At 70.0% G+C, this 25,837-nt stretch carries 16 protein-coding genes and 1 pseudogene; 8 read left to right on the top strand and 9 right to left on the bottom strand.

What is annotated here, in order from left to right:
• Positions 1-689: pseudogene (locus RN901_RS05840) on the bottom strand (hypothetical protein); the annotation flags it as partial.
• A gap of 95 nt (positions 690-784) precedes the next feature.
• Between RN901_RS05840 and RN901_RS05835 the strand changes: the two are divergent.
• From RN901_RS05835 to RN901_RS05815, 5 genes are all read left to right on the top strand, one after another.
• The gene (locus RN901_RS05835; protein ID WP_310756907.1) at positions 785-1,402 is read left to right on the top strand and encodes a hypothetical protein; all 618 of its coding nucleotides are present in this window, start codon (positions 785-787) and stop codon (positions 1,400-1,402) included.
• A gap of 129 nt (positions 1,403-1,531) precedes the next feature.
• Entirely contained in the window at positions 1,532-3,472 is a 1,941-nt protein-coding gene (locus tag RN901_RS05830) for a S9 family peptidase (RefSeq protein ID WP_310756905.1), read from the top strand.
• 65 nt (positions 3,473-3,537) lie between these two features.
• Entirely contained in the window at positions 3,538-4,356 is an 819-nt protein-coding gene (locus RN901_RS05825; protein ID WP_310756903.1) for a c-type cytochrome, read from the top strand.
• Positions 4,353-5,957, top strand: coding sequence for a PQQ-dependent dehydrogenase, methanol/ethanol family (locus tag RN901_RS05820; RefSeq protein ID WP_310756901.1), 1,605 nt, complete (start codon positions 4,353-4,355; stop codon positions 5,955-5,957). The genes RN901_RS05825 and RN901_RS05820 overlap by 4 nt, the downstream gene beginning before the upstream one ends.
• Positions 5,958-6,037: 80 nt before the next feature.
• Complete coding sequence (locus RN901_RS05815) at positions 6,038-7,741, top strand: serine hydrolase (protein ID WP_310756899.1); 1,704 nt, start codon at positions 6,038-6,040, stop codon at positions 7,739-7,741.
• On the opposite strand, the gene RN901_RS05810 is transcribed toward RN901_RS05815, so the two are convergent.
• From RN901_RS05810 to RN901_RS05785, 6 genes are all read right to left on the bottom strand, one after another.
• A complete protein-coding gene (locus RN901_RS05810) occupies positions 7,738-7,944 on the bottom strand; it encodes a hypothetical protein (RefSeq protein WP_310756897.1) in 207 nt (68 codons plus the stop codon). The genes RN901_RS05815 and RN901_RS05810 overlap by 4 nt on opposite strands.
• 104 nt (positions 7,945-8,048) lie before the next feature.
• On the bottom strand, positions 8,049-9,977 hold the full coding sequence (locus RN901_RS05805) for a prolyl oligopeptidase family serine peptidase (protein WP_310756895.1): 1,929 nt from the start codon (positions 9,975-9,977) through the stop codon (positions 8,049-8,051).
• Entirely contained in the window at positions 9,974-11,941 is a 1,968-nt protein-coding gene (locus RN901_RS05800) for a prolyl oligopeptidase family serine peptidase (protein WP_310756893.1), read from the bottom strand. Before RN901_RS05800 ends, RN901_RS05805 begins: the two co-directional genes overlap by 4 nt.
• Before the next feature lie 43 nt (positions 11,942-11,984).
• Complete coding sequence (locus RN901_RS05795) at positions 11,985-12,542, bottom strand: hypothetical protein (RefSeq protein WP_310756891.1); 558 nt, start codon at positions 12,540-12,542, stop codon at positions 11,985-11,987.
• Complete coding sequence (locus RN901_RS05790) at positions 12,539-14,389, bottom strand: M66 family metalloprotease (RefSeq protein ID WP_310756889.1); 1,851 nt, start codon at positions 14,387-14,389, stop codon at positions 12,539-12,541. Before RN901_RS05790 ends, RN901_RS05795 begins: the two co-directional genes overlap by 4 nt.
• Positions 14,390-14,405: 16 nt before the next feature.
• Complete coding sequence (locus RN901_RS05785) at positions 14,406-15,419, bottom strand: M14 family zinc carboxypeptidase (RefSeq protein ID WP_310756887.1); 1,014 nt, start codon at positions 15,417-15,419, stop codon at positions 14,406-14,408.
• A 176-nt stretch (positions 15,420-15,595) separates the two neighbouring features.
• On the opposite strand from RN901_RS05785, the gene RN901_RS05780 reads away from it, so the two are divergent.
• The gene (locus RN901_RS05780; protein WP_310756885.1) at positions 15,596-16,183 is read left to right on the top strand and encodes a hypothetical protein; all 588 of its coding nucleotides are present in this window, start codon (positions 15,596-15,598) and stop codon (positions 16,181-16,183) included.
• A 31-nt stretch (positions 16,184-16,214) separates the two neighbouring features.
• Here RN901_RS05780 and RN901_RS05775 read toward each other — a convergent pair whose 3' ends face one another.
• Positions 16,215-19,850, bottom strand: a complete 3,636-nt coding sequence (locus RN901_RS05775) for a UvrD-helicase domain-containing protein (RefSeq protein WP_310756883.1) — start codon at positions 19,848-19,850, stop codon at positions 16,215-16,217.
• Entirely contained in the window at positions 19,847-22,999 is a 3,153-nt protein-coding gene (locus tag RN901_RS05770; RefSeq protein WP_310756881.1) for a PD-(D/E)XK nuclease family protein, read from the bottom strand. The genes RN901_RS05775 and RN901_RS05770 overlap by 4 nt, the downstream gene beginning before the upstream one ends.
• Before the next feature lie 134 nt (positions 23,000-23,133).
• On the opposite strand from RN901_RS05770, the gene RN901_RS05765 reads away from it, so the two are divergent.
• Both RN901_RS05765 and RN901_RS05760 read left to right on the top strand, forming a co-directional pair.
• Positions 23,134-24,558 carry an amidohydrolase family protein gene (locus tag RN901_RS05765; RefSeq protein ID WP_310756879.1) on the top strand — a complete coding sequence of 475 codons (1,425 nt, stop codon included), beginning with the start codon at positions 23,134-23,136 and terminating at the stop codon, positions 24,556-24,558.
• 21 nt (positions 24,559-24,579) lie between these two features.
• Positions 24,580-25,809 (top strand): CapA family protein, encoded by a 1,230-nt coding sequence (locus tag RN901_RS05760; RefSeq protein ID WP_310756877.1) that lies wholly within the window; start codon positions 24,580-24,582, stop codon positions 25,807-25,809.
• Positions 25,810-25,837: the final 28 nt, after the last annotated feature.

Genomic DNA, 25,837 nt, shown 5'->3' with positions numbered 1-25,837 from the left:
TCTCGGCCGAGACGCTGGATCAGCAGTTGCTCGCGATCGGCGTCGGCGGGGGGGCCGGCCCCCCCCCGGGGGGAAAAAGGGGGGGGGGGGGGGGCCGCCCCGCGGGGGGGCCGGGGGGGCGGGCGGGGCCCCCCCCGGCGGCCGGGGGCGGGGGGGGCGCCGCCCCCCGCCCCGGCGGCGTCCACGAGCCAAATGTCCTGGGAGCCGGACGCCGTGGAGTAGTAGGCGAGCGTCTCGCCGTCCGGCGACCACGACGGGGCCCGCAGGCCGCTCGCGCCCTCCACCACCACCCGCCCCGGCTCTCCGGTCCCGGCGACGAGGAGGTTCCCTCCGGCGATAAAGGCCAGCCGTCCTCCATCCGGCGACCACGTCGGCGCGCGGCCCGGGACCCGGAAGGTCGAGGCGTCGCCCGCGGCGGCCACCTCGTCCGCCGTCGCCGGAACCGGCACGAGGTGGACCCCGGGTCCGCCCGCGCCGCCGGCGGGTCCGGACACGGCGAGCGTGGATCCGTCGGGCGAGAGCACCGCGCGTCCCGCGCCCCCGCCGGCGGTAAAGACGTTCTCCAGCGTGAGCGGGAGGCGGCCCGCTTCGTCGACGCCGCCACCGGGGGACGAGCAGCCGGCGGCGAGGAGCCCCATGAGCGCGGGCAGCAGGTAGCGCGTTCGGACCGTTCGCGGGGATCGAGGCACGGCTCCTCCTCCTTATGAGTATTGCCCCGGGCGATGGTCCGACAATACCGATCAGAGAAGGAAAAACCCATTCCCCGACCGGAGGCCGAAGCGCCTTGACCGAACCTGCCGTCACGCTGACCGACTACGGGCTCACCCTGCTCTGCGCCGTTCTGGTCTGGCGCGGGCGCTCACACGTGAGGGCCGATCTCCGCCCGTGGGCGATGGGACTCTTCGCCGGCTCCGGCGCCGCGGCCCTCTTCGGCGGCACGGTGCACGGCTTCTTCGGGGACGCCGCGACCCTCGGATACCGCGTCCTGTGGCCGGCTACGATCCTCTCGGTCGGGGCGACGGGGCTCGCGGCCTGGGGCCTGGGCGCACGGGTCGATGGCCGGCCGACGGGCGCGCGGTGGGTCACGCGAATCGCCGGACTTGCCTACATCGCCTACGCCGCCGTTGTGCTGGCCGGATGGCAGGCCTTCGCCGTCGCGGTCGCGTTCTATCTCCCCGCCGTCATCTATCTCACCGTGCGCTTCGCGCGGGCCTATCGCCGCCGCCCCACCAAGAGCCGACAGCGGGCGCTGATCGGCTTCGGGCTCACCTTCGCGGCGGCGGCCATCCAGCAGCTACAGATCCCGATCCACCCAGTGTGGTTCGACCATAACGCGCTGTACCACGTCGTGCAGGCGGCGGCGTTCATCCTGCTCTATCAAGGCGTGAGCGGCGAAGAGTAAACGATGCTTCTCCAACGTCAGGGGTGTGCCATGCGTGCCGTGACCTTCCCCGGCTCCCGGGTTTTCGCTGCGGGTTCCGTCCTTTCCCTCGCCCTCTCCAGCGGATTGTTCGCGCAGGAGGGCCCGCCGATGACGGTCGAGGATGTCCTCGCCCTCAGGAGCCTCTCGCAGGTCTCCGTGAGCCCGGACGGGCAATGGGTGGCCTACGTCGTCACGGAACGCGACATGGAGGAGGACCGCCAGGAAACCGATGTGTGGGTCGTCCCCGCGACGGGAGGCCCCGCCGATGCCCGCCAACTCACGTTCCGTCCCGGTTCCGACGATGCACCGGTCTGGCACCCATCGGGAGAATGGCTCGCTTTCTCCTCCGACCGGGAAGGGACAAGGCAGGTCTACGGCATCCGCCCCGACGGTGGCGAGGCATGGCAGGTGACGTCCCATGAGACGTCGGTCGGGAGCTTCCGCTTCGCGCCCAACGGCCGGCGGCTCGGCTTCATGGCGAGCCCCCAGTCGACGGACACCGACCGCGAACTCGAGGCGCTGCGGGGCCGCCCGATGGTCTGGGATTCAGTGTATACGGACCAGTGGTCGCGCCTCCACGTTGCCGAACTCGAGGACGATGTGGCCGGCGAGGGCGTGAGGTGGTCGCCGGACGGTCTTCACGTGGTGTCTTTCGTGTGGTCCCCGGATTCGCGAGCCGTCGCGTTCGGCGCGCGCTCGTCGCCCGTGCTGAGGACAACTTACTACGGGGCGACGTACGTTCAGGAGGGCGCGGAAGCCGAGCCCCGGAGCGTCACCTCCATGCCGGGCGGGGAAAACCCCGTGGCGTGGGACGATGAGTCGGGACTCGTCGTGTCCGGGACGGGACAACTCCTCGGAACCTTCAATCGACAGCTGTGGAGGGTGCCGTTCGGCGCGGACGGCCAGGCGCTGGACCCTGTATCTCTCACGGCCGGCCTGGACGCGAACGCGAACCTCGTCCACATCGACGGCTCGCGGCTCATCGTCTCCGCCGCGCGGCGCACCGGAGCCACCGTGTACCGCATCCCCCTCGCGGACGGCGCGGCGGCGGGCCCGCCGAGCGATCTGACCGATGGTCGGCACTACTACTCCGGCGCCTCCGCATCCGCGGATGGGAGCTTCCTCGCGTTCACCGCCGAGGACGGCATGGCGCCCCCGGACATCTTCGTCACTCCCCTTGACACGTTCCGCCCCGAGCGACTGACCGACGTGAACCCGCAGGTGGCCGGCCTCGCGCTCGGCGAACAGCGGGTCGAGTCGTGGCCTTCGCACGCCGGCGGCGAGGAAATCGAAGGCGTGCTCACTCTTCCCGTCGGGTACGAGGAGGGGGACCGCGTCCCGATGGTCCTCGTGATCCACGGGGGCCCGTCCGGTATCTCGTCCGACCGCTTCAACGCGACGCGGGGCGCCTATCCGGTGCAGGTGTACGCGGGCATGGGGTTCGCCGTCCTGCAGCCGAACTACCGGGGTTCGAGCGGTTACGGCGAGCGTTTTCGGGGTCTCAACCGCGGCGACATCTCCGGCCGGGACTGGGTCGACATCGACTCCGGGGTGGACGCCATGGTCGAGCGCGGGATCGCGGATCCGGACCGGCTCGCCGTGAGCGGATGGAGCTTCGGAGGTCACCACACCTACTGGGGGATCACGCAGACCAACCGCTTCAAGGCCGCGAGCGCGGGCGCCGGCGCGAACGACCTGATCTCCATGTACTCGCAGACGGACATCCCCGAGTTCTACCACACCTACCTGGGCCCGAAACCGTGGGAGGACTGGGATCTCTACGAGGAGCGCTCCGCGTACCGCCATGTTGAAAACGTGACGACACCGCTCCTGATCCAGGTGGGGGAAAGGGATGAGAGGGTGCCCGCCGAACAGAGCATCCAGTTCTTCGAGGCGGTGCGCGCCATCGGTAAAGCGCCGACGACGCTTGTCCTTTATCCGGATCAGCCACATGGAGTTAGATCTCCGCGTCTCCAGCGCGATCTCATGTCGCGAAACGTGGAGTGGCTCACGCGCTGGGTCCTGGAACCGGAGGCGCTGGTTCCGTGACGCCCCGCCGGGCCGCTACGTTGATTAGTGACGTAAAGGGAGGCCTGCCGAGGAGGAGGAGGATCATGCGACGTCCCCGTCTGAGCCTGTTGGGTCTCGCGCTTGCGGCAAGCCCGCTCGTGGCGACCGGCCAGGCCGCGGCCCAGGATGAGCCCGACGTCACCGAAGCCGGTCTCGCGCGCGGCGAGATGTTCTACCAGGCCCACTGCGGCCGGTGTCACGGCATGCTCGGCCACGGAGGCGAGGGGCCGAGCCTGGCGCGCCCCACCCTGCCCCGCGCGCCGGACCACGAATCGCTCGTCCGGGTGATCCGGCGCGGGATCCCAGGTACCGGCATGCCGGGGACGAGGGCGAACCTGGTGTCGGACCTGGAGGTCGACCTCATGGCCGCCTACGTCCGCACGCTCGGGCAGGGCGCCGTCGTGGAGATCGCGGGAGACGCCGCGCGCGGGCGAGAGGTGTTCGCCGCCGCCGGCGACTGCTACTCCTGCCACGTCGTCGACGGCCGCGGGACGGGGATCGGCCCCGATCTCACCGGCATCGGGCTGCGCCGCGGCGTCGAGTACCTCTACGCGTCCCTCCGGACGCCCGATTCGGAGTTGCCGGTCTCCCGGCGAGGCATCCTGCGGGGTTTCAGGGGATACCTGCCGATCCGCGCGGTCACGCGCGAGGGCCGCGTCATCACGGGCATGCGCGTGAACGAGGACGCCTTCACGATCCAGCTGCGGTCGATCTCCGGCCGCACGGTCTCGCTTCGCAAGGAAGATCTCGTGGAACTCGAGAAACAGTTCGATCACTCCCTGATGCCCGCCGTGGAGGAGATGACGGAAGCGGACATCGACGACCTCGTCGCCTTCCTGGCCGACCTCGGAGGAGGATCATGAAGGCTATGGCGGCCTCCGCGCTCGCGGCGGCGACCTTGCTGTGCAGCGGAGTTCTCGCGGGCGTGGCCGCGCAGGTATCGTTCGAACGCCTCGTGAACGCGGACGACGAGCCGCACAACTGGTTCATGTACTCGGGCAATTACGCCTCGCACCGCTTCTCCGCGCTTGACCAGATCCACCGCGGAAACGTCGGGGACCTCAAGGTGATCTGGGCCTACCAGATGAGCGGCGGGCTCATCGAGACGACGCCCGTTGTCGTCGACGGCGTGATGTACGTGACGGAACCGCCGAGCAACGTGAGCGCGCTCGACGCCCGTACCGGGCGCCGCCTCTGGAACTGGTCCGCGGAAGTCCCGACCTCGACGAAGAACATCGGCTTCCCCCGCGTAAACCGGGGCGTCGCCATCCTCGACGAGACGGTGTTCGTGGGCACGCTCGACGCCCGCCTCGTGGCGCTCGACGCAGGCTCCGGCGCCGTCCGCTGGGAGGTGGACGTCGCGGACAACTTCCTCGGCTTCTCGATCACGACGGCGCCGCTCGCGCTCGACGGCAAGGTCATCGTCGGCGTGTCCGGCGCGGAGGCCGGCGCGAACGGCTTCGTCGACGCCTACGACCCCGACACCGGAGATCGCCTCTGGCGCACGTTCACGATCCCCCGGCCGGGCGAACCGGGGAGCGAGACGTGGGGCGGCGACAGCTGGGAGCACGGCGGCGGCTCGACGTGGCTCACCGGTTCGTACGACCCCGAACTGGACCTTCTCTACTGGCCCACCGGGAACCCGGCGCCCGACTGGAACGGGGACCTGCGGCCCGGCGACAACCTGTACACGAACTCCATCCTCGCCCTCGATCCCGACACGGGCGAGATGCAGTGGTACTTCCAGTACACGCCGCACGACACGCACGACTGGGACGCGAATCAGATCCAGGTGCTCGTGGACGCCGAATGGGAGGGAGAGCCCCGCAAGCTGGTCGTCACCGCGAACCGGAACGCCTTCTACTACGTGCTCGACCGCGAAACGGGCGAGTTCCTGCACGGCGTGGAGTACTCGAAGCAGACGTGGGCCGAGGGCCTCGACGCGAACGGCCGCCCGATCGTGATTCCCGGCACCGAGCCCACGGAGGAGGGGAACCTCGTGTGGCCCAGCCTCCAGGGGGCGGCGAACTGGTTCAGCCCTTCGTACAGCCCCGACACCGGGCTCTTCTACCAGGCGACCCGGATCATGGGGGCCATCTACTACAAGGCCGCCGTCGAGTACGAGCCCGGACAGCCGTTTCTCGGCGGCGGGGAGCAGGCGCTGTCCGGCGACGACGCGAGCGGCGCCGTGAAGGCGCTCGACGTGCTGACGGGGGAATTGCGGTGGGAGTTCCCGCTGCTCTCTCCGCCGTGGGCCGGCGTGATGGCCACGCGGGGCGGCCTCGTCTTCGGCGGAAGCAACGAGGGCAACATCTTCGCTCTCGACGCGGAGACGGGAGAGGCGCTGTGGGACTTCCAGGCCGGCGCCGGCGTCCGCACCGGCCCCATGTCGTTCGAGGTGGACGGCGAACAGCGGATCGCGACCGCCGCGGGCGGCGTCCTGTGGGTATTCGGACTCCCCTAGCGGTTTGAGTGACAACGCCGGTCGAACAGCCCGGCGACTTGAGCAGGAGGGCCGTAATGACATCCCGGAACCGTCTTTCCATGCAGCCAACGCGGCGCCGCGGCGTACCGGCCACGGTGCTTCTCGGAGCAGCGTTCCTGCTCGCGGCCCAAGCCCAGGCCGCGCAGGCGCAGTCTCCCGCCCCGCCTCCCCCCGCGGTCGAAGAGATCGACGCGTGGGTCGAGGACGCGATGGCGCGGTGGGAGGTACCCGGACTGGGGCTGGCCATCGTGTACAAGGGCGAGAGCTATCTATCCACCGGCTACGGCGTGCGCGAACTGGGTCGGGACACGCCGGTGGACGCAGGGACGCTGTTCAGCATCGGTTCCTGCTCGAAGGCGTTCGGGGCCGCGACGATCGCCTCGCTGGTCGAAGAGGGGAAACTGCGCTGGGACGACCGCATCACGGACCACATCCCCTGGTTCCGTCTCCACGACCCGTGGACGACGCAAGAGATCCGCGTGCGGGACATCGTGACGCACCGTGTCGGAACCGGGAGCAATCAGCCGCTGCGCCCGCTCGTCGCCGACAGGCGCGACTATCTCATGCGACTCCCCCACACCGACCCGGACCACGCTTTCCGTGATCGCTACGGGTACACGAACGACATGTTCGTTCTCACGGGTCACCTCGTGGAGACCGTCTCCGGAACGGACTGGGACTCCTATGCGCGGGAGAAACTCTGGAATCCGCTGGGGATGACGACGACGACGGCGCGCATGGCGCCCGCCAACGCGAGCCCGAACCACGCCGAGCCGCATGCGATCATCGAGCGGAGGTTCATCGGGAACGCGGCGACCACGGGAATGCCGCTGGAGCCGGTGCCCTGGCAGTACGCCGAGGACGTCACCGTGCCCTCCGGCGGCGTGATCACATCGGCGGACGAGATCACCGAGTGGATGCGGTTCCACGTCGGCACCCACCCGAACCCCCCGCTCTCCCGCTCATCCGTCGAGCTCATGCATACGCCGCACACCGTGATTCGGAACCCGAGCAGTTGGATGCCCTTCGAGGGGCCGGGCGCGTACGCGATGGGCTGGTCCACAGGGAGATTCGGGGACGTCACGGGCGTGGGCCACGGAGGGAACGCGCTGGGGTTCAACTGCTCGATCGCGCTGGCGCCGGAACAGGGCTTCGGCGTGTGGGCGACGACGAACCGGAACTCCGAGCTTCCGTGGGTGCTCACGAAGTGGGCGATGGCGCGTTTCGTGGGCACAGAAGAGCTCCGGAGCCGCGACTGGCACGCGGAATTCGAGCGGAGCGTCGCCGAGGGGAACCGGCGGGCCTTCGAGGCGGAGGAGGCTCGGCAGGCGGCCCGGCTCGACCAGGGTCACTCGGTGCCGCTCGAGGCCTACGTCGGGACCTACCGCAACGGCTACGCCGGCGAGCTGCGCATCCGACTGACGGACGAAGCGATCCCGCCGCTCATGCCGGCCGAGGGCCGGCTGGGCCGATGGGACGGGACGCCGGGAGTGCACGAACGTCCGGCCGCGAGCGCGTCGGCAGGCGCCGAACGCAACGGGTCGGTGAACGGGGCCGCCGAGTCGGCCGGCGAACTGCGGCTCGTGGCCGAGTTCGATGGGCGCGAGCGGCCGGTGCGGATGCCGCTCGAGCACTGGCACGTCGACCGCTTCGACATGTGGTTCGGCGACGTCAGGATCGGCGTCTCGTTCATGCTGGACGCCACCGCCCGCGTGACGGGCGTCGAAATGGACTACTACGGCCGCTTCGAACGCGTGCCCTAGCGGACGTACAGGCGGTTCGCGTAGCTGTACGCCGTGACGGCGGAAACGATATGGCAGATCCAGCCCAGCGTGCCGCCGGTTCCGAGCCACAGGCCGGGGGTTACCAGCAACCAGAAGAGTCCGCGCAGGAACTTGCCGTTGTACCACTGGCCGACGCCCGGTACGAGAAAGCTCAGCACGGCGGCTGTCAGCGGGTTCTTCACGTATCTCCTCCCATGCATCGTCCGGATTTCCAGTCAGCGGGGCACCGCCCGCGCTGCAAGGTCCTACGTGGGACCGGCGGCGGCGGTTTCCGGAGCGGCGGGACTCAGCCCGTGGCGCAGCCGCCGAGGTGCCGGGTGAAGAACTCCTCCAGGCGCGACCAGGTGTCGACGCGATTGTCCGGGTTCCGGAAACCGTGCGCTTCGTCCGGATACGTCTTCACCTCGACGCGCTTGCCGAGCCGCTCGAATTCGGCCACCGCGTTCTCGAAGTTCTGGATCGGCACGCGGCGGTCGAGTTCCCCGTGCATGAGGAGAACGGGAGCCGTGATGTCGGCGATGCGCGACACGACGTCGCTCTTGGCGTACGTGTCGGGGCGCTCCTCCGGCGTGCCGCCGTGGCCCGTGACCGAGAAGATCTTCCCCAGCCGGTCCGTGTACTCGAGCGTGTTCAGCTTCGAGTAGGCGCCGCGCATGGGGACGGCCGCGTCGAACTTGTCCGGCGTCAGACTGATCGCGGACAGCGACATGCTTCCGCCGTAGCTGCCGCCGTAGATCCCCACCTTCCCGTTCACGTACGGGAGCGTGCGCAGGAAGTCGGCCGCCGCGCCCGCATCCCGCGCCTGGTCCCACAGCCAGTCCTCGACGGAGAGGTCCTGGAACTCGCGCCCGAAGCCGGATCCCCCGCGGTAGTTGATCGCAAGCACCACGAACCCCTTCGAGGCGAGGTACTGTTCGGTGAGGCTCAGACCCTGCTGGTAGGAATTCGTCCCGCCGCCGTGGACCTGGACGAGCGCCGGACAGGTGGCCCCTTGCGCCAGTTGCGGTGGGCGGTAGAGGAAGCCCTGGATCCGGAGTCCATCGAAGCTGGGGAAGGCGATCTCCCGGGGCGCCGCCACGGACCGCCAGGACGGCGAGAACGAGGTGAGGCGCTCCGGTACGCCGCCGCCGAGGTCGAGGACGTGCGCTTCCCCTCCCCGCGTCGGCGACGAGTGGACGAAGGCGAGGGCCCCGGCACCCGCCGTGTGGCTGACGCCCGAGATCGTCCCTTCCATGTGCGTGACGCGTGTGGCCACGCCGCCGGCGGCGGGCACCGCCCACACGTTGACGGTGCCGCGTTCGAGGTAGGGGAAGTAGATGAACGCGCCGTCCGCCGACCAGGACGGGGCGTGCCGCATCGCCGCGTCCGTCGCGTAGGCCTGCATGTCCACGATGCGCTCCGACGCCCCGGCGCCCGCTTCCGGATCCTCGATGACGTAGATGTAGGAGAGGTCCTCGTACCAGTATTCGTCCTTGGCGGTGCCGAACACGGCGATCCGGTCGTCCTCCGGCGACCAAACGGGCGTGGACATCGCCATCAGCGAGCGGGTGAGCTGCCGGCGGCCGCCCGTCTCGACGTCAACGAGCCAGAGATCGTCGTGCCAGTAGTCGGAGGCGTTCGACACGTAGAGGATCTCGCGGCCGTCCGGCCGCCAGGCGGGCGCGAAGCGCGGATCGTCGAGGGCCATGGCGGCCTCGGTCAGCTGGCGCGGCGGGGTCGACCCGTCGGCCGGCACGAGCCAGATGTCCTGGTGGCCGCTCGCCGTCGAGTAGAACGCGATCGTCCGCCCATCCGGGGAGAAGGCCGGCGCCCGGACACCCTCCATTCGGTCCATCAGCGGGCGCGCTTCGACATCGCCAATGTCCGCGACGCGGATCTGGCCGCCGGCCGCGAGGGCGATCCGTTCGCCGTCCGGCGCCCAGACCGGGTTCGAGCCCCGAAGCCAGAGGCGCGGCGTCCCGAAGCCGCCTTCCTCACCGCGCTCCGCCAGGTACAGCCCCACGCCATCCGGACCCGAGCCGGAGACCGCAAGGTGACGACCGTCCGGCGAAATCGAGACGCCGCGCACGCCCGTGTTGTTGCGGTGGATGTTGTCGAGCGTGAGGTCGAGTTCCGCCGGCGCTCCCCCGCCGGGGACCGCATCTCCGGGCACCCCGCAGGCCGCCGAGACAAGGATCAGAGAGACGATCGACGAAGTGCCAATGGGCGCCTTCATGGCGAAGTGTCCTCCCGTAGCCGCAGGTATCGGGTGAGAAAGGCGTCCATCCGCTCGAGAATGTCGCGAACGGTCGCCTTGTAGCGCCGTAGGCTGTGGTCCTCGTCAGGGTACTCCACGTACGTGAGGAGATCGCCCTTTCCCGCGTTCCGCATGCGCTCCGCCCAGACCTGCGACTGCCGCGGAGGCACGGCGGCGTCCCGGAGACCCTGCAGGAGGAGCTGGGGGACCTCGACCGCTTCGACGAAGTTGACGGGGGAACGTCGGTCGTACTCCTCCGGGATTTCGTCGTAGGGGCCGCCGAATTCCGAGCGCTCGCGACGTGGAGTGCGGCCGGCCGTCCAGTGACGTCCGGAGGCGGCGAAGCGGTCGTTCGCCAGCAGCCGCCAGTCGGACACCGGCGCCCGGATCACCTGCGCCTCGAATACATCGGGTGCTTCCGTCGCGATCACCAGGCTCATGTACCCGCCGCCCGATCCGCCCCAGGTCGCCTTGCGCGACATGTCCACGTAGCCGAGTCCCTCGAGGAAGGGGAGAACGTTCATCACGTCCCGGAATTCCACGCCGCCGTAGTCGGCGATGTGGAGATCGTGGAACCCCTGCCCGAAGCCGCGGCTCCCGCGCGGGTTGGGGGCCACCACGACGAAGCCGCGCTGGACCCAGTACTGGCGCATCATCTCGAACGAGTGGTTCCACTGGCCGGGGTGCCCGTGCAGCCGGACGATCACCGGATATCGGCGCGACGCGTCGAATTCCCGCGGGCGGTAGAGGAGCGTGGGAACAGGCAGGTTGTCCGGGCCGGGATAGTAGACTTCCTCGGCCTCGCTCAGTCGTGCCGAGTCGATCCGTCCCATCGAATGCGTGACCTGGACCGCGGTCTCCCCCCGCGGTCCATCCCGCCAGGAGGTCTTCCAGATGTCGGCCGTGCGCGTATCCGCCTGCTCGATCCAGGCGAGCTCGTCGCCAGCCGGCGAGAAGCGGGGCTGGGCGCGCATCCCCTTCCCTCGCGTCACGGAGCGGGGCGGCTGCGTTCCATCCGCCGGCGCGAAGACGATCTGATTGGAGAAACCGCTCTCGTCCGAACGGGTGAAGGCAAGCCACCGTCCGTCCGGAGACCAGGAGATGCTCCCGTGCTCGCGCTCATCCCACGTGATCGGCGTGACCTCCCCCGACTCCAGCCGAACGACGGCGACCTGGGCCCAGCCGCTCCGGCGATTGAGGAAAGCGAGGCGCGCCCCATCGGGTGACCACGCGAAGCCGGTGTTTCCGCCCCCGACCGCCGGATCGACCACCGGGCGGACCTCGGCGCCATCGAGCGCGCGAATCCAGATTTCGCCGGCACGGGAATAGGCGATGGAGCGGCCGTCCGGCGAGAAGAGGGGAGAAGTTTCGTTCGCGCCGTCCGTCGTGAAGAGGCGGGGCCAGGCGCGGGGCTCCGTCAGATCGCGGAGGAAGATCCGGGGACCGGCCGGCGTTCGGACCTGATAGGCCACCGTGCGACCGTCCGGCGCGAGGGTCGGGGCGGTCTCGATCACGGCGTCGTTGAACGTGATCGGCCTCGGTCCCGCTCCGGCCGGCGAGGTGGGCAGCCGCCAGAGGTTGTCGAAACCCTGATAGTACCTCGCGGAGACGAAGACGAGTTCGTCGCCTGAGGAGGAGACCTGAAGGCTTCGGGCAGGCTCCGGGCGGACGTCGGTGGGCGGCCAGCCCAGACGCTCCGCTCCGGAGCCGTCGGACCGCACGCGGAAGATGGCCCGCGTGCCGGACTCGTCATCGTTGGATGTGTAGAAGATGTGCTCGCCGTCCACCGACCAGGCGAACTCGCCGACCCGCGAGACGCTCAACCAGTCGTCGAGCGACTGGGCGTGGCTTTGGGGAACGGCACAGGCGAGCAGGAGCAAGACGGCCGCCGTCGCGTGGAAGCCACGGCGCGGGGCGCAGGACCGGCGGTGTGGGCGGCACATCCGAGCCTCCGGGATCTGTGGGGCGGGCGAAGCTCTATCGACACTAATCGAATTCGAATGCGACGCCCAGATCGAAGCCGAGCGCCACCGCATGGTCGGCACTCGACGGCGTGTCGGCGGACATGCGACGCCACGACAGGCCCGGCCCGATACGCAGGCGGCCGATGTGAAGGCGGAGTCCGGCGCCGGCCTCGACACCCGGACCCGCCTGCGGAGTCTCTCCTTCCGTCCCGACGCGCATGGTGCCGTAGAGCACGCCGACCCGGCCCCAAAGCCAGCCTCGCGACAACTCCGCACCGATGGCGGCGTGGCTGCCGGCCACCGTCGGCTCTCTCCCTCGGCAGAATCCCTCCCTGCAGCCGAAGGCGGTCCGAACATACCCCGTCGTGATGGCGACCCGCGGGCGTAGCCGCCTCGCAACCCGGATTTCGTACGACAGGGCGGGAGTCCATTCGAGACCCGCCGCGGTGGACGTGTGATTCCCCACCGTGAGGCCGCTCCGCGCCTCCACCGAAGTCTGTGCGGCGGTACGTCCCGCGATCAGCATGCCGGCCACGCTCAGCGCGAGGACGAAGCTGGCGGGGCGCCGCGGGCCATTCATTGCCGCGGCCCCGAGACCCCGGCGCGCGGGATTCCGTCGCTGACCATGAGCTCCAACCCGTCCGCCCACGGAGGCGCCTTCTCCGGGTCACGCAGGATGCCCCGGAGACGGCGCGTGCCGGGGTCCAGAACCAGGGCCACCGCGTGACCCCCGGAACGCTCGATCGCGACGGCGCCGCCCGGACCGGACAGCCGGACGCGATCCAGTCCGTCGGGACTGTCCCAGCGGCCCTCGTACGGAATCGCGAAGGCGAACTGCCCTCCGCCGTACTCCAGTTCGTCCGGAGCGAAGGAGAAGGAAAACAGGGACCGGCCGGCCGCGTCGAACCCATCCAGGCGATACGGCCCCTCCTCGGTCGGCGGCGTCGGGGGCGCGTCGATGACGAAGGCGGGCTCCAGCAGAAGGTCCCCGGCACCGGCATTCCCCCAAAGGAGCAGCGTCGGTTCGGGATCGACGCTGCGCAGGATCAGCGATTCGTGCTCCCGCCGGAACTCCATCGCCTTGACGAAGTGATAGTCGCTGATCCAGCTCGGATCGCAGTACGTCATCAGGTCCCGATACTCGGCCGGATCGACCATTCGCGTGTTCCCGCGCCGGGTCTCGTATCCGAAGACTCCGATGGAGCCGTCCTCGTACGGAAAATCCGGATCGGGGTTCAGGGCCAGGCCGCAGGGAGCATGCCGGAGCCCCATGTTGTGCCCCAGCTCGTGGGCGAACGTGTCGATATCGAGTATCCCTATGCCGATCGGCCTCCCGATGTAGCCCAATCCCTTGAATGGCGATCCGGAAGGCGCCGCTAGGGCAGCATAGTAGTAGTCCCGCCGTCGCTCCGTGAGCCGGAGTACGCTGATCTCGCGGAGGAGCCCCAACCAGCCCCCCGCCGTCCCGAGGTCCGCTGTCGTGTGGTAGGGCTCGCGTACCGTCAGTTCCAGTTCGCCGATCGGGAGTATGGAGCGCACGAACGCGATCGCGGCGCTTGTCTCCGTCATTCCGTCGACCCAGGCCCGCGCCGCCTCCGCATCCCGGGAGTGCACCACCGGCACCACCGTCAGACGCATTGGCGGAACGGTCAGCACATCGAGCTTCAGGCGTCCGTCGGCCGGTACACGCCGGTCGCTTCCCTCGACCGCCGGCACCAGGCCATCCGGATCCAGCTCCACGACCAGTTCGACACCGGGTCGCAGGACCCGCCCCGGAACGACCCCGTTGAATGATCGGCCGAGTCTCCCCTCGTCGGGCTCCACAGGGATCCGGTCTGCCGCGGGATCCAGTCGCATCGAGTGGAACGGGGCCCCGTCTTCGTAGAAGGTCGCCAGCGGGCGTGGACGATAGAAGCTTGTCTTGTCACCCGTGACAAAGACTCGAAGGAGCGCTGACCGGCCCGCAATCAAGGGAATATCTCCGCCGAGCGTCTGAACGGCCTGCGTCAGATGTACGCCGGCCGCTTCGATCGTGACGCTCGTGGGGTTCACCCTCACCCAGGCTCCGGCTTGCAGGCTCGCCACTTCCGCTGCAACCCGCGTCTCATACCCCCCCTCGAGTCCGATGACCTCCCCGTCGGCGCCGACTGCGGCGACGGACGGATCGGACACGGACCAGCGCGGCGGCGCCCAATCCGGAATCCGGCTGAAGGCCGCACCGCTCTCGTCCAACATCCGAAACTCATAACGGACCGTTTCGCCTTCGAGGACGATGGCGTCGGCGGGAAGAAGTTCGAGCGTGCCCGGGACCCGCTCGGGTTGCGATGCCAGGTCGCTGCAGCCCGTAGCCGCGAGAGTCGCGAGTAGAAGTCGCCTGTTCACGCTGATCACGTTGTTCCGCGGCCGCACGCGGGGCAAGCCGGACATCCGGAGCCTCGCGGCGTCAAGCCGCCGGAGTGCGCGTTTGACGTAGTCCCGCGGTGATGAACGTCCATTGCATCATCATCTGGTCGCGCACCGGCATGGGGACGAGCCCCGCTTTCCTCGCATCGGCGGAGATGGCGGCCGGCGCGGCCCCCGCGGACAGCTCGCTCCCCCAGCCGTCGAGCCGTCTCTTCCAGCGTTCGGCAACCGGATCCGGCGGGCCCGGCCTCGCGCCCACGCCGGGCAGGATAAAGAGCGGCATCTCCGAGACGAGGGTGAGCGTGTCGCCGCCGAAGGAGCGCAGCGTTTCCATCGAACTCGGCCAGAAGCGGGACGCCGTCGCGGAGTCGCCGAGGACTTCGAAGTGGGCAGCCATGAGCTTCGAGTCGGGCCGCGAGGCGAACCCCCGCTCGAAGCGGAAAAAGCCCTTCTCTCCGTGCCGCTCGACGTCGTGCAGCGAATAACCGAGAGCCTCTGCGCGCTGGCGGCATGAAGCCTTCAGAGTTTCGCACCGATCTTCCCAGGCGCGGTCGATGAGGAAAAAGGGACCGGCGGCGAAGCCCATGCTGTGAAGCGAGGCGTGCAACCCGAACGGTCGATCGCAGGTGCGCCACCAGTCATAGGCCGCGCGATTCTCGGGTCGCGCCCCGGGATCGGCGCCGTCGCGCGGGAAGCCGAATTCGATGTCGTCGCCCGGCAGTTCCCGCACTCTGCCGGCCAGGTATCGCCCGAGATCGTACGCCTCCGCATCCGGATCCTGCCACGACGCGTTGCGGATCTCGCCATCGGGGTTGATGTGCGGGATGATCCACCACTCATGGCGGGTAAGCATCGGATCGTCCGGGTCGAGTCCCGCCAGGTAGCCGGCGAGACGACGCAGGAGGCGCGGACCCACCGGTTCGTCGGCGTGGCAGCCGCCGAGCAGGCTCACGGCCTCGGGCCCTCGTCCGAAGCGAAAACCGGGGATCGGTCGTCCCTCGCGAGACGACCCGAGCACATACCCGGCACCCGCAGGAACGTCCGCGGACGCCATGATCTGGTCGAACCGTCCTGTCAGCGGCGTATCGATCGTACTCTCCCTTCGTCCGACGGACCGAGATCGTGTTTCCGGGTCGGCGGGCTTGGGCGGTGTCCTCCGTGACCCTACATTGGGTTCCCCTTCCGCGTCACCTCGCGGCGGGAGTACGCCGGACCGGAGTCCGCTCGAAGATGATGGACGCCCTGACCCTGATGGTCGTTCCGTGGCTGACGCTGGCCGCGCTGATCGGTTTTGCGGTCGGCTGGTGGATCCGTGGCCGACGGATCGCCGGAAGAGAGCTGACGCTCAAGCGTCGGTTCGACAACCGCCTGTCCGCCATCGAACAGGACGCACGGCAGGTGCTGGAGCGTGCACGGCTCGAATCCGAAGCGGCCCGCCGGAGGGTCGAGGCCGAACGGGATCGCCTGTACTCCCGCCTCTCGAAGCTGGATCCCGAGGGGAGCAGAATGACGGACCCCTCGCATCGCGTCCGCCTCGCCCGGACGCGAAACGTTCGCAAGCGCAATGCGCGCCCCGTGGCTGCGGGACGGGCGCGCGGGCGGGCGCCGGGCGAGAGCGACGACCTGACGCGCATCAAGGGGATCGGTCCCACGTTCGAGGCGCGGCTGAACGAGATGGGCTATCGAACGTACCTCGATCTGGCCCGCTGGACGTCGGAAGACCTCGACACTCTCGGCAAGGGGCTCGGCGCACGGATCCGGCTCAAGGAGTGGTCCGACCGGGCGGCCGAACTCCACCGCCGGAAGTACGACGCCTAGCAGCAGGATTTTGGCCACGGGCTGCTAATCCCTACAGCGCCAGCACGATCCCCAGGGCCGGTTCTCTTCTGGCCCGCCCGATGGCCTCGACGTAGCAGGCGACCTGGACCTCGTATTCGGTGTGCCGCCCCGCGGGCCGCCGGTCCGTCTTGTAGTCGACGACCGTCCAGCACGGGCCGGAGCCGGTGACCTCGCGGAAGGCGAGGTCCGCGACGCCTTCGACGATCGCGGCGCCCCGCTCCCGATCCTGCTCCGCTTCCGGTGCCGCGGCGTCCGCGACGTGGAAGACCGGGACCTCGCGATGGACGGCGCCGGGGTTGGCGGCTAGGGCGGCCCGCGCCCGGTCGAACACCTCGTGTTCCAGCGCGCGCATGGCGAGAGCCGCCGCCGCGACGATTTCGGTCTCGGGACTTCCCAGCGTCCGGCCCAGCGTTTCGGCGAATCCCTCGACCGTGCCGGAGTCGGCGTCGAGGGGGATCTCAGCGAGTATGCGATGGACGAGATCGCCGAACCGCTCGCCTCCCGGGCGCCCCGCCCCGTCGGGCCCCTCGGCTTCCGGACGTGGTACATCGACCCACGCGACGCGCGTATCGGAACGGGACTCGCCGTCGGCATCCGAAGCTTCGGCGGCGCGGCGCGCGATCGCCCCGGCCGTGGTCACCGACATCGTCCGGCGTCCCCCCGCCTCCAGTCTCGCCGCGCGAGCCGCCTGCCACTCGCGGTGCGCGCCGCGTCCCGCCTCGACATCCAGCGAGGGTTGTTCCTCGCTCTCGACCTCGAGCAGTCGGCGCTGGCGATCACCCGCGCGCGGACCCACGTCGAGATCGAGCGCCGCGGGATCCCACCACACGATGTCCGTTCCCGCTTCAGCCGTATGCAGCCCCGGCGCGACCGAGTCGCGCGGCGTGGGGCGCTGACCGCCCTTCCCGTCCGGGCGATCGAGTACCGACTCATCGCCGAAAGCCGGAGCTCCCAGGCCCTCGGCGGAGGACGGCCGCCGGCGCGCGCCGTGTGGTGGGTACACGGCCGGATTCAATGACTCGAGCCACCATTCACCGCCTTCCCCGGAGAATCCCCCGCCGCCATCGCGGCCGTCTCCGAGGGCCGGCACCACGAGCAGGTCGCGCGCCCGCGTGGCCGCCACGTATGCGAGCCGGTCCGCCTCGGCCATCTCCCGGTGCCGCTCGACCTCGGCGTTGTCCAGGATGTCGCGAGGCGTCGCGCCGCAGAGGCGCTGGGCCCAGAGGCGCCGGGCGGCGTCCATGTGGCGCGATGGCGGCTCGTGCGCCGCGGCGCACGTCATGTCCGCCAGGATGACGACCGGAAACTCGAGGCCCTTGGCCTTGTGTACCGTCATCATCCTCACGCCTTCGGTCCCCTCCTCCACGATCGGCGCCTCCTCGGACTGCCCGCGTTCGGCTTCGTCTTCGAGGCGGTCGAGAAACGCCCGAAAGGAGGGGCTGCCCCCGCGCTCGAACGCCCGCGCCCGGTCGACGAGCCGCAGGACGTTGGCGAGCGCCTGCTCGCCCGTCGGCCAGATCGCGATGCCCGCGTGGGCGCGCGCGGTCGAGAGCAGGCGCCGGACCGTCTCCGGAATCGGGCGCCGGTTCCGGTGCCGGTGGAGGTCTCCGAGGAGCCCGAGGACCGTCGCCACGTCCCGCAGTTCAGGTTTCAGAGCCGTTCCGTCCTCCTTCCGGCCGCTTCCGCCGTTCGGCTCCCACCCGGCGAGCGGGTGCAGCGGACCCACGTCGACACCGAACTCGAACAGCGCGCGATCGCCGAGCGAGAAAAGCGGACCCCGGAGGGCGGCATAGACGGCGAGTCGGTCGTCCGGCCACTCGATGGCCGTGAGCGCGTTCCGGACGGCAAGCACCTCCTCGCGATCGTGATACGAGCGCCCGCCGACCAGCACATGCGGAATGGCGCGGGCCTCGAGCGCGCGCACGTAGGGGCGCGTCACGTCCTCGCCCCACTTCTGAAAGCGACGGAAGAGGAGGCAGATGTGGCGAGCCTGAACCGGAACCGGATCCTCCGGGCGCTCCCGTTCCGTCACGACCCATCCCGACTCGTCAACCAGCCAGCGCACCATCTCCCCGATCGCAACGGGAAGGGACTGCTCGATCTCGATCCCCCGGACCTTTCCGAAGCGTCCGTACGGTTTCGGGACGGGCAGGGCGATGGTGGCGGGCTGGCTGCCGGCGTCCTCGCGGAAGGGCGCGAGCGGCACATAGGCCGCCTGGCTGCCGTCCTCGCTTGCCTTCATGCGCGTCGCGAACGCGCCGTTCACGGCGGCCTGCAGGCGGGGCTGCGACCGGAAGCTCGTGGACAGGTGCAGCACGCGGGCATCCGCTTCCGCCAGGCGGCGTTTGGTCCGCTCGTACAGCATCACGTCCGCCCGGCGAAAGCGGTAGATCGACTGCTTGGGATCGCCGACCACGAAGAGCTTGCCGCCGGAGGGCACGATGCGCTCCGGCCGCGTTTCTTCCGGGTCCTCGCCGCACAGGAGAAGGAGGATCTCGACCTGCAGCGGATCGGTGTCCTGGAACTCGTCGACGAAAAACCGCGTGAAGCGTTTCCGGTAGTGCCGCCGGATCTCCGCGTTGTCGCGCAGGAGGCCGCGCGCCCGGATCAGGAGGTCCACGAAGTCGAGGCATCCGTCGCGCCGCTTGGCCGTCTCGTATCGCTCCGTCACGGGCCAGAGTTCGTCGCGGAGGTGCGCCGCGAGATCCGCGTCCGCCGTCCGCAGGATCTCCTCGACGTCCGCCCGGACCTCGTCGCGGCGCGCGACGACGTCCGCCTTCGCGAGTCCACGGCCGAAATCGCGCGAGCGGAAGCCGCGCCAGAACCAGCCACGCCAGCGTGCGCGCACGAAGGGCCGCAGCCAGGCTTCCAGATAGTCGTAGTCCCGTCCGCGCGTCTTCTCTCTCAGTTCGATTTCGCGCACTCCGCGTTCGACGTGGCGCAGGTTCTGCGTGAGATAGTCGTCCGGACGGGAGGCCAGCGGGGCGAAGGCGGCAAGTTCCCGCAGGAGGTCGAGCGCGCGATCGAGTTCGGCCTCCCGGTCCCACTCGGGCCTGGACCACGGTGCGTCGAAGTCGCGCTGGTCCACGAGACTGCCGGCCGCCGCCCGCAGGGCCGCGCGCGGGCCGCCCGAATTCCTCGGATAGTGACGGCGCAACGCCCTCCTCACGCCGGGGCCGGGGTCCGCCAGCGCGCCCTCGAACCAGCCCTCGAAGGCGCCGTCGAGGAGGCGGCCGGCTTCGTCCTCGGCGGCGACCCGGAACGCCGGATCGACGCCGGCCTCGATCGGCCGCTCGCGCAACAGGTCGGCGCAGAAGCCGTGGATCGTGCCGATGTGAGCGAGTTCCAGGTGGCCGAGCGCACGCGAGAGACGCTCGCGGGCTTCCCCGTTCTCCTCGGCCACGCGAGCCTCTTCGATCGCCGCCCGCAGCCGGAGCTTCATCTCGCCCGCCGCCTTCTCGGTGAAGGTGACCGCGACGATGTCCTCCAGTGTGCCCAAGCCGTGTTTCAGCACCTCGACGATCCGGCCCGTGAGCGCCGTCGTCTTCCCCGTCCCCGCGGCCGCTTCGACGAAGAGCGTGTCGTCGAGATCGTTCAGGATCGCGTCGCGGGCGTCCTGGTCGGCGAGCCGGCCGGGCCGGGTCACGGGTATTCCCTCAGCCGCCGCAGATCGACCGGCGGGGGCTTGCTCCGGGTGCGAAGTTCCTCATCGGGTCCACAGACCTGCCGGTAGTCGCACCAGCGACAGGCATCCTCCCGCGGAAGCGCCGGAAAACTCCCGGCCGCGAACGCCCCGCTCACGATCTCGCTCAGGATCCCCGCCGCCTCGAGCGCCCGGTCGTCGAGCGGCACGACGTGATCCCGGAATTCGCCATCCGCCGTGCAGTAGTAGAGCCGGCCCGATTCCACGCGCTGGTCCGGGAACAGCGTTTGGGCGGCGAGCGCGTAGAGGACCGGCTGCAGGAGTTCGCCTCCCTGGATCGTCGCTCCCGCCTTTGCCCGGTAACGGCCGGTCTTGTGGTCGGTAACCCGCAGGACCCCGGCCGGGGTCCGCTCGATCAGATCGATCGCGCCGCGGAGCTTCAATCCGACGCCGAGGTCGACGGGCTCGCCCACGGAGTGCGCGTCGCGGTTGGGATCCCGCGGGAGCCCGAAGGAAAGCTCGAAGCGCCACGGCTCGAACGGCGACTTACTGTCGCGCTCGTGCTGCAGCCATTCCCGCAGGTCCTGACGGATCGCTTCGATGCCGTCGTCCCACACCCGATCGATCGCGGGGACGAGACCGTCGCGAAAGTCCCCCGCCACCTTCTCGAGCACCTCCTCCAGGAGTTCGGACACCCGCACGGCGTTCTCCGGCCCCACCGGCAGGAGGGGCCGCTCCTTCGTGCTCTCGGCCTGGAGCCGGGTCAGGAGTTCGAACTGGACCTGGTGCACGAGGGAACCCCGCTGCAGCGGGTCGAGCGCCTCGATCCCGACCGGTTCCTCGCGCGGGCGCAGCCCCTGGATCGCCTGGAGATAGAAGCGGTAGGGGCACGCCGCGAAGTGCTGCAGCGCCGTCGCCGAATAGGGACGCGCGCCGAGCGACCGTTCCGCCAGCGCTTCCGCCGCCCGCTCGGAGAGTTGAACGAGCCCGTCCGCCCACGTCCAGCGCGGCACCTCCCAGCGGTAGGCACGGAAGCGGAGGGCGCGCGCGAGGTGGGGGTTCGAGTGGAGGAGATGGCCCGCCGCCTTCACCGCGCGTTCTCCGCGAAGATCGTGCCTGTCGAGTTCGTCGAGCACCGCCAGGTCGTACTCGGCCTCGTCGATCGCCTGCGTTCGGGATTTCGGCGCCGGCCATCCGATCCGCGCATCGGAGACTTCCTCCGCCCGCTGTTGAAGTTGCTCGAACCCGGGCAGCCGGCCCTCCGCCGCATGAATCGCCTCGAGCGCATAGAAGGAGGGGACCCGGGGCCGGGTCTTCATGGCGTCGATCCGCGGATAGGAGAGGACGATCTGCTTCCGTGCCGCCCCGACCGCGAGCCGGAAGGCGAGCCGCTCCTGCTGAACGCGGTCCCGATTCGTCGGGAGGCGGCCGGGCGCCAGCCGGCGTCGCATCTCGTCGAGGAGGATCGGGTCTTCCCCGATCTTGGGAGGAAAAAGGCGTTCGGCCATGCCGGGGACGAACACGACGTCGAAGGCGAGCCCCCGTGCCGCATCGATGGGCCCGACGAACACGCGGCCGTAGCGATTCGCGGGCGGCGGCTCGGAAACCTCCAGGAGTCGGGGCGTGAGAACGCGCAGGACCTCGTCCAGCCGCACGGGACCCAGAGGCCCCATCGGCGCGAGGTCGGACAACGCGGAGAGTACGTTGCCGGGCCGCCGAAGCGAGCGGGTGGCGAGCGGGGCCAGCACGGCCAGCCAGCTCTCCCAGCGGGCCTCCGCGGGCAGTTCGGATAGTTCCGACAGCAGCGGCAGCACGTACTCCCGGAGGGAGGTGAGATTGGCCCGCATCCCATCGATCCTTGCGAGACGCGGGTCTTCGCCGTCCTCCGCCTCCAGCGCGTCTCGCTTGAACTCGAGTTCCGCGGCATGACCAGCGAGTCGCCGCTCCCACCGATCCAGGCTGCCGACGACGGCCGCGTCGACCAGCAGTTGCTCCCAGCGTCGCGGCACCCGTTCCGCGTCCTCTCCCTCGTCCGGCACCTCGCCGATCGACACGTACTCCGAAAAGCGAAGCGCCGAGTAGTCTTCGGCCCGGCAACGGAGAAGAGCCAGGAAGGCCCGGCCCGCCGGGTCCGGGCGCCGCACGCCGCCCGCGAACCAGGGGCGGATCCCCGCGCGATTGAGAGCCTCTTCCAGATATGGCCGATAGTCCTCGGGCTGCCGGAGCAGGATCGCGCACCGATCGAAGAGTGTTCCGGCCTCGGCGAGCGAGGTGAGTCTCCGGGCGATTTCCACCGTTTCCCGGCCCTCGCCGGGAGCGGAGAACACGGTGACGGCATCGTCCGCCGCGGACTCGGACGGCGCCGGGCCGAAGAGGTGCGCGTGAAGGCGCGCGATCGCCCCAATGGCGGCCCCATCGGTACTGGGCGGATCGTCGAGGCGCGCGCCCGCCTCTTCCAGCGCCCTCCGCGTGCGGTCATCGCCTTCGGGCACGGTGGCAAGCAACTCGCAACCTCGCCCGATGAGGGCCGCGACGAACCGGCCCTCCAGTTCCGTCCAGATCCGGGCGTCGAGAATCAGGCAACGGTCGCCCACGACGCGCGGCCGGGCGTCCGGATCATCGAGCGTCGACAACGCGGCCTCGAACACGCCGGCTCGATCCGTCAGCCCCACCGTCGTCCATACCGCCTCGACCGCTTCGGAGAAGGTGGCGAGATCCGCGTCGACGGGGGCGATTTCGGACGGCGTGATGCCCGCCATGCGGAGCGTCTCCACCGCCCGCCCCACGGCGCGAACGAAGCCGGGCGTGTCCGACACCGCCGCCAGCCGCCCGAGTTTCCGGCGATCGAGCCCCGCCAGCGCCCGCGCCGCGATGGCGTCGCGGGCCACCGCATCGCCGATCGCCCTGCCATCGGAAGCGAGCCGCGAGAGCGCGATCTCGCGGGCCAGGAGGCGCAGCGTGGTGCGGCGCCATCCCATCGCGGCGCCGGCCGTGCGAGCTTCGCGGAGGAGCAGTTCGTGGGGCCCCGACAGCGTCTCGCCGATGACCGTCACGCCCGCCGCGGAGGGTTGCCGTTCGAGCCATTTCCGCGCGGCGTCGAAGCGCACGGCGGCGGTTGGGGAGACGATGAAGCGGGCACGAGGCGCGGGCATGGACACAACCTATCGCCGCGAACGCAACGCGCTATCAACTTCGCCTGAACGGTGCACTGCTTGACGCCGCCGAGTGCCGCGGACGATCCTCAGAAATGACCCTCCTGTACCGCTTCGTCTCCGCGTAGCCGTCCGTGGCCGCCGTCGACCGCCGCGACTTCGTGCGGGGCGCCACGCTGGCCGGCGCCGGGCTCGCCCTCGGCTGCGGCGCGGACGACCGGCCGGCGGCACGGGCGTCGGCGACCGGCGACGCGGCCGGGCCGGCTCCTCCGCTCCTCATCGACCGGGCCAGCGTCTTCGACGTCCGCGCCCGCGCCATGCGCCCGGACACGAGCGTCCTCGTCCGGGCCGGCCGCATCGAAGCCGTCGCCCCCGGCGCCGAGTTGAATGCCGATTCCGACGCCGCGGCGGGCGCGACGCGCATCGACGGGGCCGGCCTCTTCGTCCTCCCCGGACTCATCGACGCGCACGTCCACGTCACTCACATCCTTTACCAGTCGCACATGACCGGGGACGAAGTCCTGCCCTTCTACCTCGGACACGGAGTGACCTCGATCCGGAGCACGGGAGACAACGTCCCGGCCCAGCGCCTCGTCGAACGTTACGCCGACGACCACCCGGAGATCTCCCCGAACGTCTTCCGCTGCAGCTTCCTCATTGACGGCAACCCGCCGTGGCATCCCGACGTCGGCTGGCATCTGGCGACCCCGGCCGACGTGGACCCCTTCGTGGCGGACATGGCGGCGTGGGGCGTGAAGACGCTCAAGCTCTATGTCGGCGCCGGGCGCGACGTCGGGCGCCGCGTGATCGAGGCCGGCCACGAACACGGTCTCGTCGTGAGCGGGCACCTCCTCGACTATCACACGGCGGATGCCGTTCGCGATGGACTCGACTGCATCGAGCACATCTACACCGTGTCCAATTTCCTCCTCGACGACCCCGACGACCGCCACTCGATCAACCTCGACTCGGACGAGGCGCGCCGCCTCATCGACGTCATCGCCGAGCACGGCGCGCGCGTCGACCCGACGCTCATGGTCTTCTGGGGCACGCTCCTCTTCATGGACCTCCCGGAGGTCTACGGACACCCCGACCACGATCCCATGCCGGCCCGCCTCAAGGCGTTCTGGGACAAGGACCGGGAGCGGCGCAGCCTGGACTGGGGCGCGGCCCCGGTCTCGGTGCGCGAGGGGACGTGGGAGAAATACCTGCGGCTCACCGGCATGCTGCATGACGCCGGCGTGCGGCTGCTCGTCGGGACCGACGCCCCGGAGCCGCAGGTCGCGCCGGGCGCCTCGCTGCACCACGAGATGGAGTTCCTCGTCGAAGCCGGCATGCCGGCGCGGGACGTCCTGTCCGCCGCCACGCTCGAGAACGCGCGGATTCTGAAGGAGGAGGAGAACCGCGGCGCGGTCGAGGCGGGGCTGGAGGCCGATCTCGTACTGCTCGAAGCGGACCCTCTCGAGGATATCCGCAACACGAGGCGCATCCGGACCGTCGTGCGCGCCGGACGCGCGCTGGATCCCGCCGAGATCCTGGCCGCGGCGCCGACCGAGTAGTCCCGCAACCGGAGACGCCCTATGCCCGCATTTCGAGACTACGTCGTCCGCACGTTCCTGGCGGCGGGCTTGGCCGTGGCGGCCGTGGTACCACAACCTGTTATCGGTCAACAGATTACAATCGTCGCGGTCGGAGACATCGAATGGTCGCGGGCGACGAAGCCCCCGGCCATGTACTACGACGCGGCCCCGTCCGGCCGCAGCAACGTGCTCTGGCACCGCGGCGACGGCTGGATCCGCGTGCCCTACGCCGCGACACAGGACTCCCGCGACGTTCTCGAAGCGGCGCTCGACACGACCCTGATCACGGAAGACGCGCACCACCTTCGCGCCCATCACTACGGCCTCTCGTTCGAGGATGGGCAGGAAGAGGCGCGCTATCCGTTTCACGGCGCGGCCGACCTTCTGCGCGACGCGGACATCGCCTTCGCCAACCTGGAGACGCCGCTCTCGGACGACGCCCGCTGGAGCGGCGCCTTCCGCACGCCCTCGGCCTTCGCCGACGCCCTCGCCTGGGCGGGAATCGACGTGGTGGCGACGGCGAACAATCATTCGCTCGACGCCGAAGGCGAAGGACTGCTCGACACCATCCATCACCTGCGCCGGGCGGGAGTGGGCCACGCGGGTACGGGACGCGACCTCGCCGACGCCCGCCGACCCTGGATCATCGAGCGCGGCGGGCTCCGTGTCGCGTTCCTCGCGTACGCGCAGTTCGTGAACGACGGAGGGTCCTCATTCGCGACGCCGAGCCAGTCGGGGGTCGTCCCCATGGACCCGCTCCTGATTCGGGAAGACATCGCCCGCGTACGCGACCGGGTCGATTTCGTCGCGGTGAGCTTCCACTGGGGGATCGAGAACAGCCAGGACGTGCACCCGGGCATGCGGGATTTTGCGCACGACGTCCTCGACGCGGGCGCGGACGCCATCCTCGGACACCATCCCCACGTCCCGCGCGGGATCGAGGTTCGCGACGGCAAGCCGGTCGTCTACTCGATGGGGAACTTCATCTTCGGGCATGGGCACGATTACTGGATGGACAACATCGCGGTCCGGCTGCACCTGAGCGCGGAGGGCGTCACGCGGCTGGACGTGCTCCCCATCGCGGGGCGCGGAGACGCCCTGTCCCAGCCGTATCCGCTCGAAGGCGAAGCCGCCCGCACCCTGCTCGAGGACATCCGCGCGCGCTCGGCGGGGTTGGGGACCACACTGCGCATCGAAGGAAACGCCGGAGTCATCGATGTCTCGCGCTGAGATCCGGCCACTCCGTTTCCGGGACCTC

Source organism: Candidatus Palauibacter soopunensis (assembly GCF_947581735.1).
GTDB lineage: Bacteria > Gemmatimonadota > Gemmatimonadetes > Palauibacterales > Palauibacteraceae > Palauibacter > Palauibacter soopunensis.
Note: the sequence above shows the minus strand (reverse complement) of the source record. Positions and strands in the feature narration are given on the sequence as shown.

What these genes read in the sequence shown, in the direction of transcription:
- RN901_RS05830 (WP_310756905.1), top strand. Translation starts at nt 1,532, where the DNA reads ATGACGGTCGAGGATGTCCTCGCCCTCAGGAGCCTCTCGCAGGTCTCC.
- RN901_RS05825 (WP_310756903.1), top strand. Translation starts at nt 3,538, where the DNA reads ATGCGACGTCCCCGTCTGAGCCTGTTGGGTCTCGCGCTTGCGGCAAGC.
- RN901_RS05820 (WP_310756901.1), top strand. Translation starts at nt 4,353, where the DNA reads ATGAAGGCTATGGCGGCCTCCGCGCTCGCGGCGGCGACCTTGCTGTGC.
- RN901_RS05815 (WP_310756899.1), top strand. Translation starts at nt 6,038, where the DNA reads ATGCAGCCAACGCGGCGCCGCGGCGTACCGGCCACGGTGCTTCTCGGA.
- RN901_RS05805 (WP_310756895.1), bottom strand. Translation starts at nt 9,977, where the DNA reads ATGAAGGCGCCCATTGGCACTTCGTCGATCGTCTCTCTGATCCTTGTC.
- RN901_RS05800 (WP_310756893.1), bottom strand. Translation starts at nt 11,941, where the DNA reads ATGTGCCGCCCACACCGCCGGTCCTGCGCCCCGCGCCGTGGCTTCCAC.
- RN901_RS05795 (WP_310756891.1), bottom strand. Translation starts at nt 12,542, where the DNA reads ATGAATGGCCCGCGGCGCCCCGCCAGCTTCGTCCTCGCGCTGAGCGTG.
- RN901_RS05790 (WP_310756889.1), bottom strand. Translation starts at nt 14,389, where the DNA reads ATGTCCGGCTTGCCCCGCGTGCGGCCGCGGAACAACGTGATCAGCGTG.
- RN901_RS05785 (WP_310756887.1), bottom strand. Translation starts at nt 15,419, where the DNA reads ATGGCGTCCGCGGACGTTCCTGCGGGTGCCGGGTATGTGCTCGGGTCG.
- RN901_RS05780 (WP_310756885.1), top strand. Translation starts at nt 15,596, where the DNA reads ATGATGGACGCCCTGACCCTGATGGTCGTTCCGTGGCTGACGCTGGCC.
- RN901_RS05770 (WP_310756881.1), bottom strand. Translation starts at nt 22,999, where the DNA reads ATGCCCGCGCCTCGTGCCCGCTTCATCGTCTCCCCAACCGCCGCCGTG.
- RN901_RS05760 (WP_310756877.1), top strand. Translation starts at nt 24,580, where the DNA reads ATGCCCGCATTTCGAGACTACGTCGTCCGCACGTTCCTGGCGGCGGGC.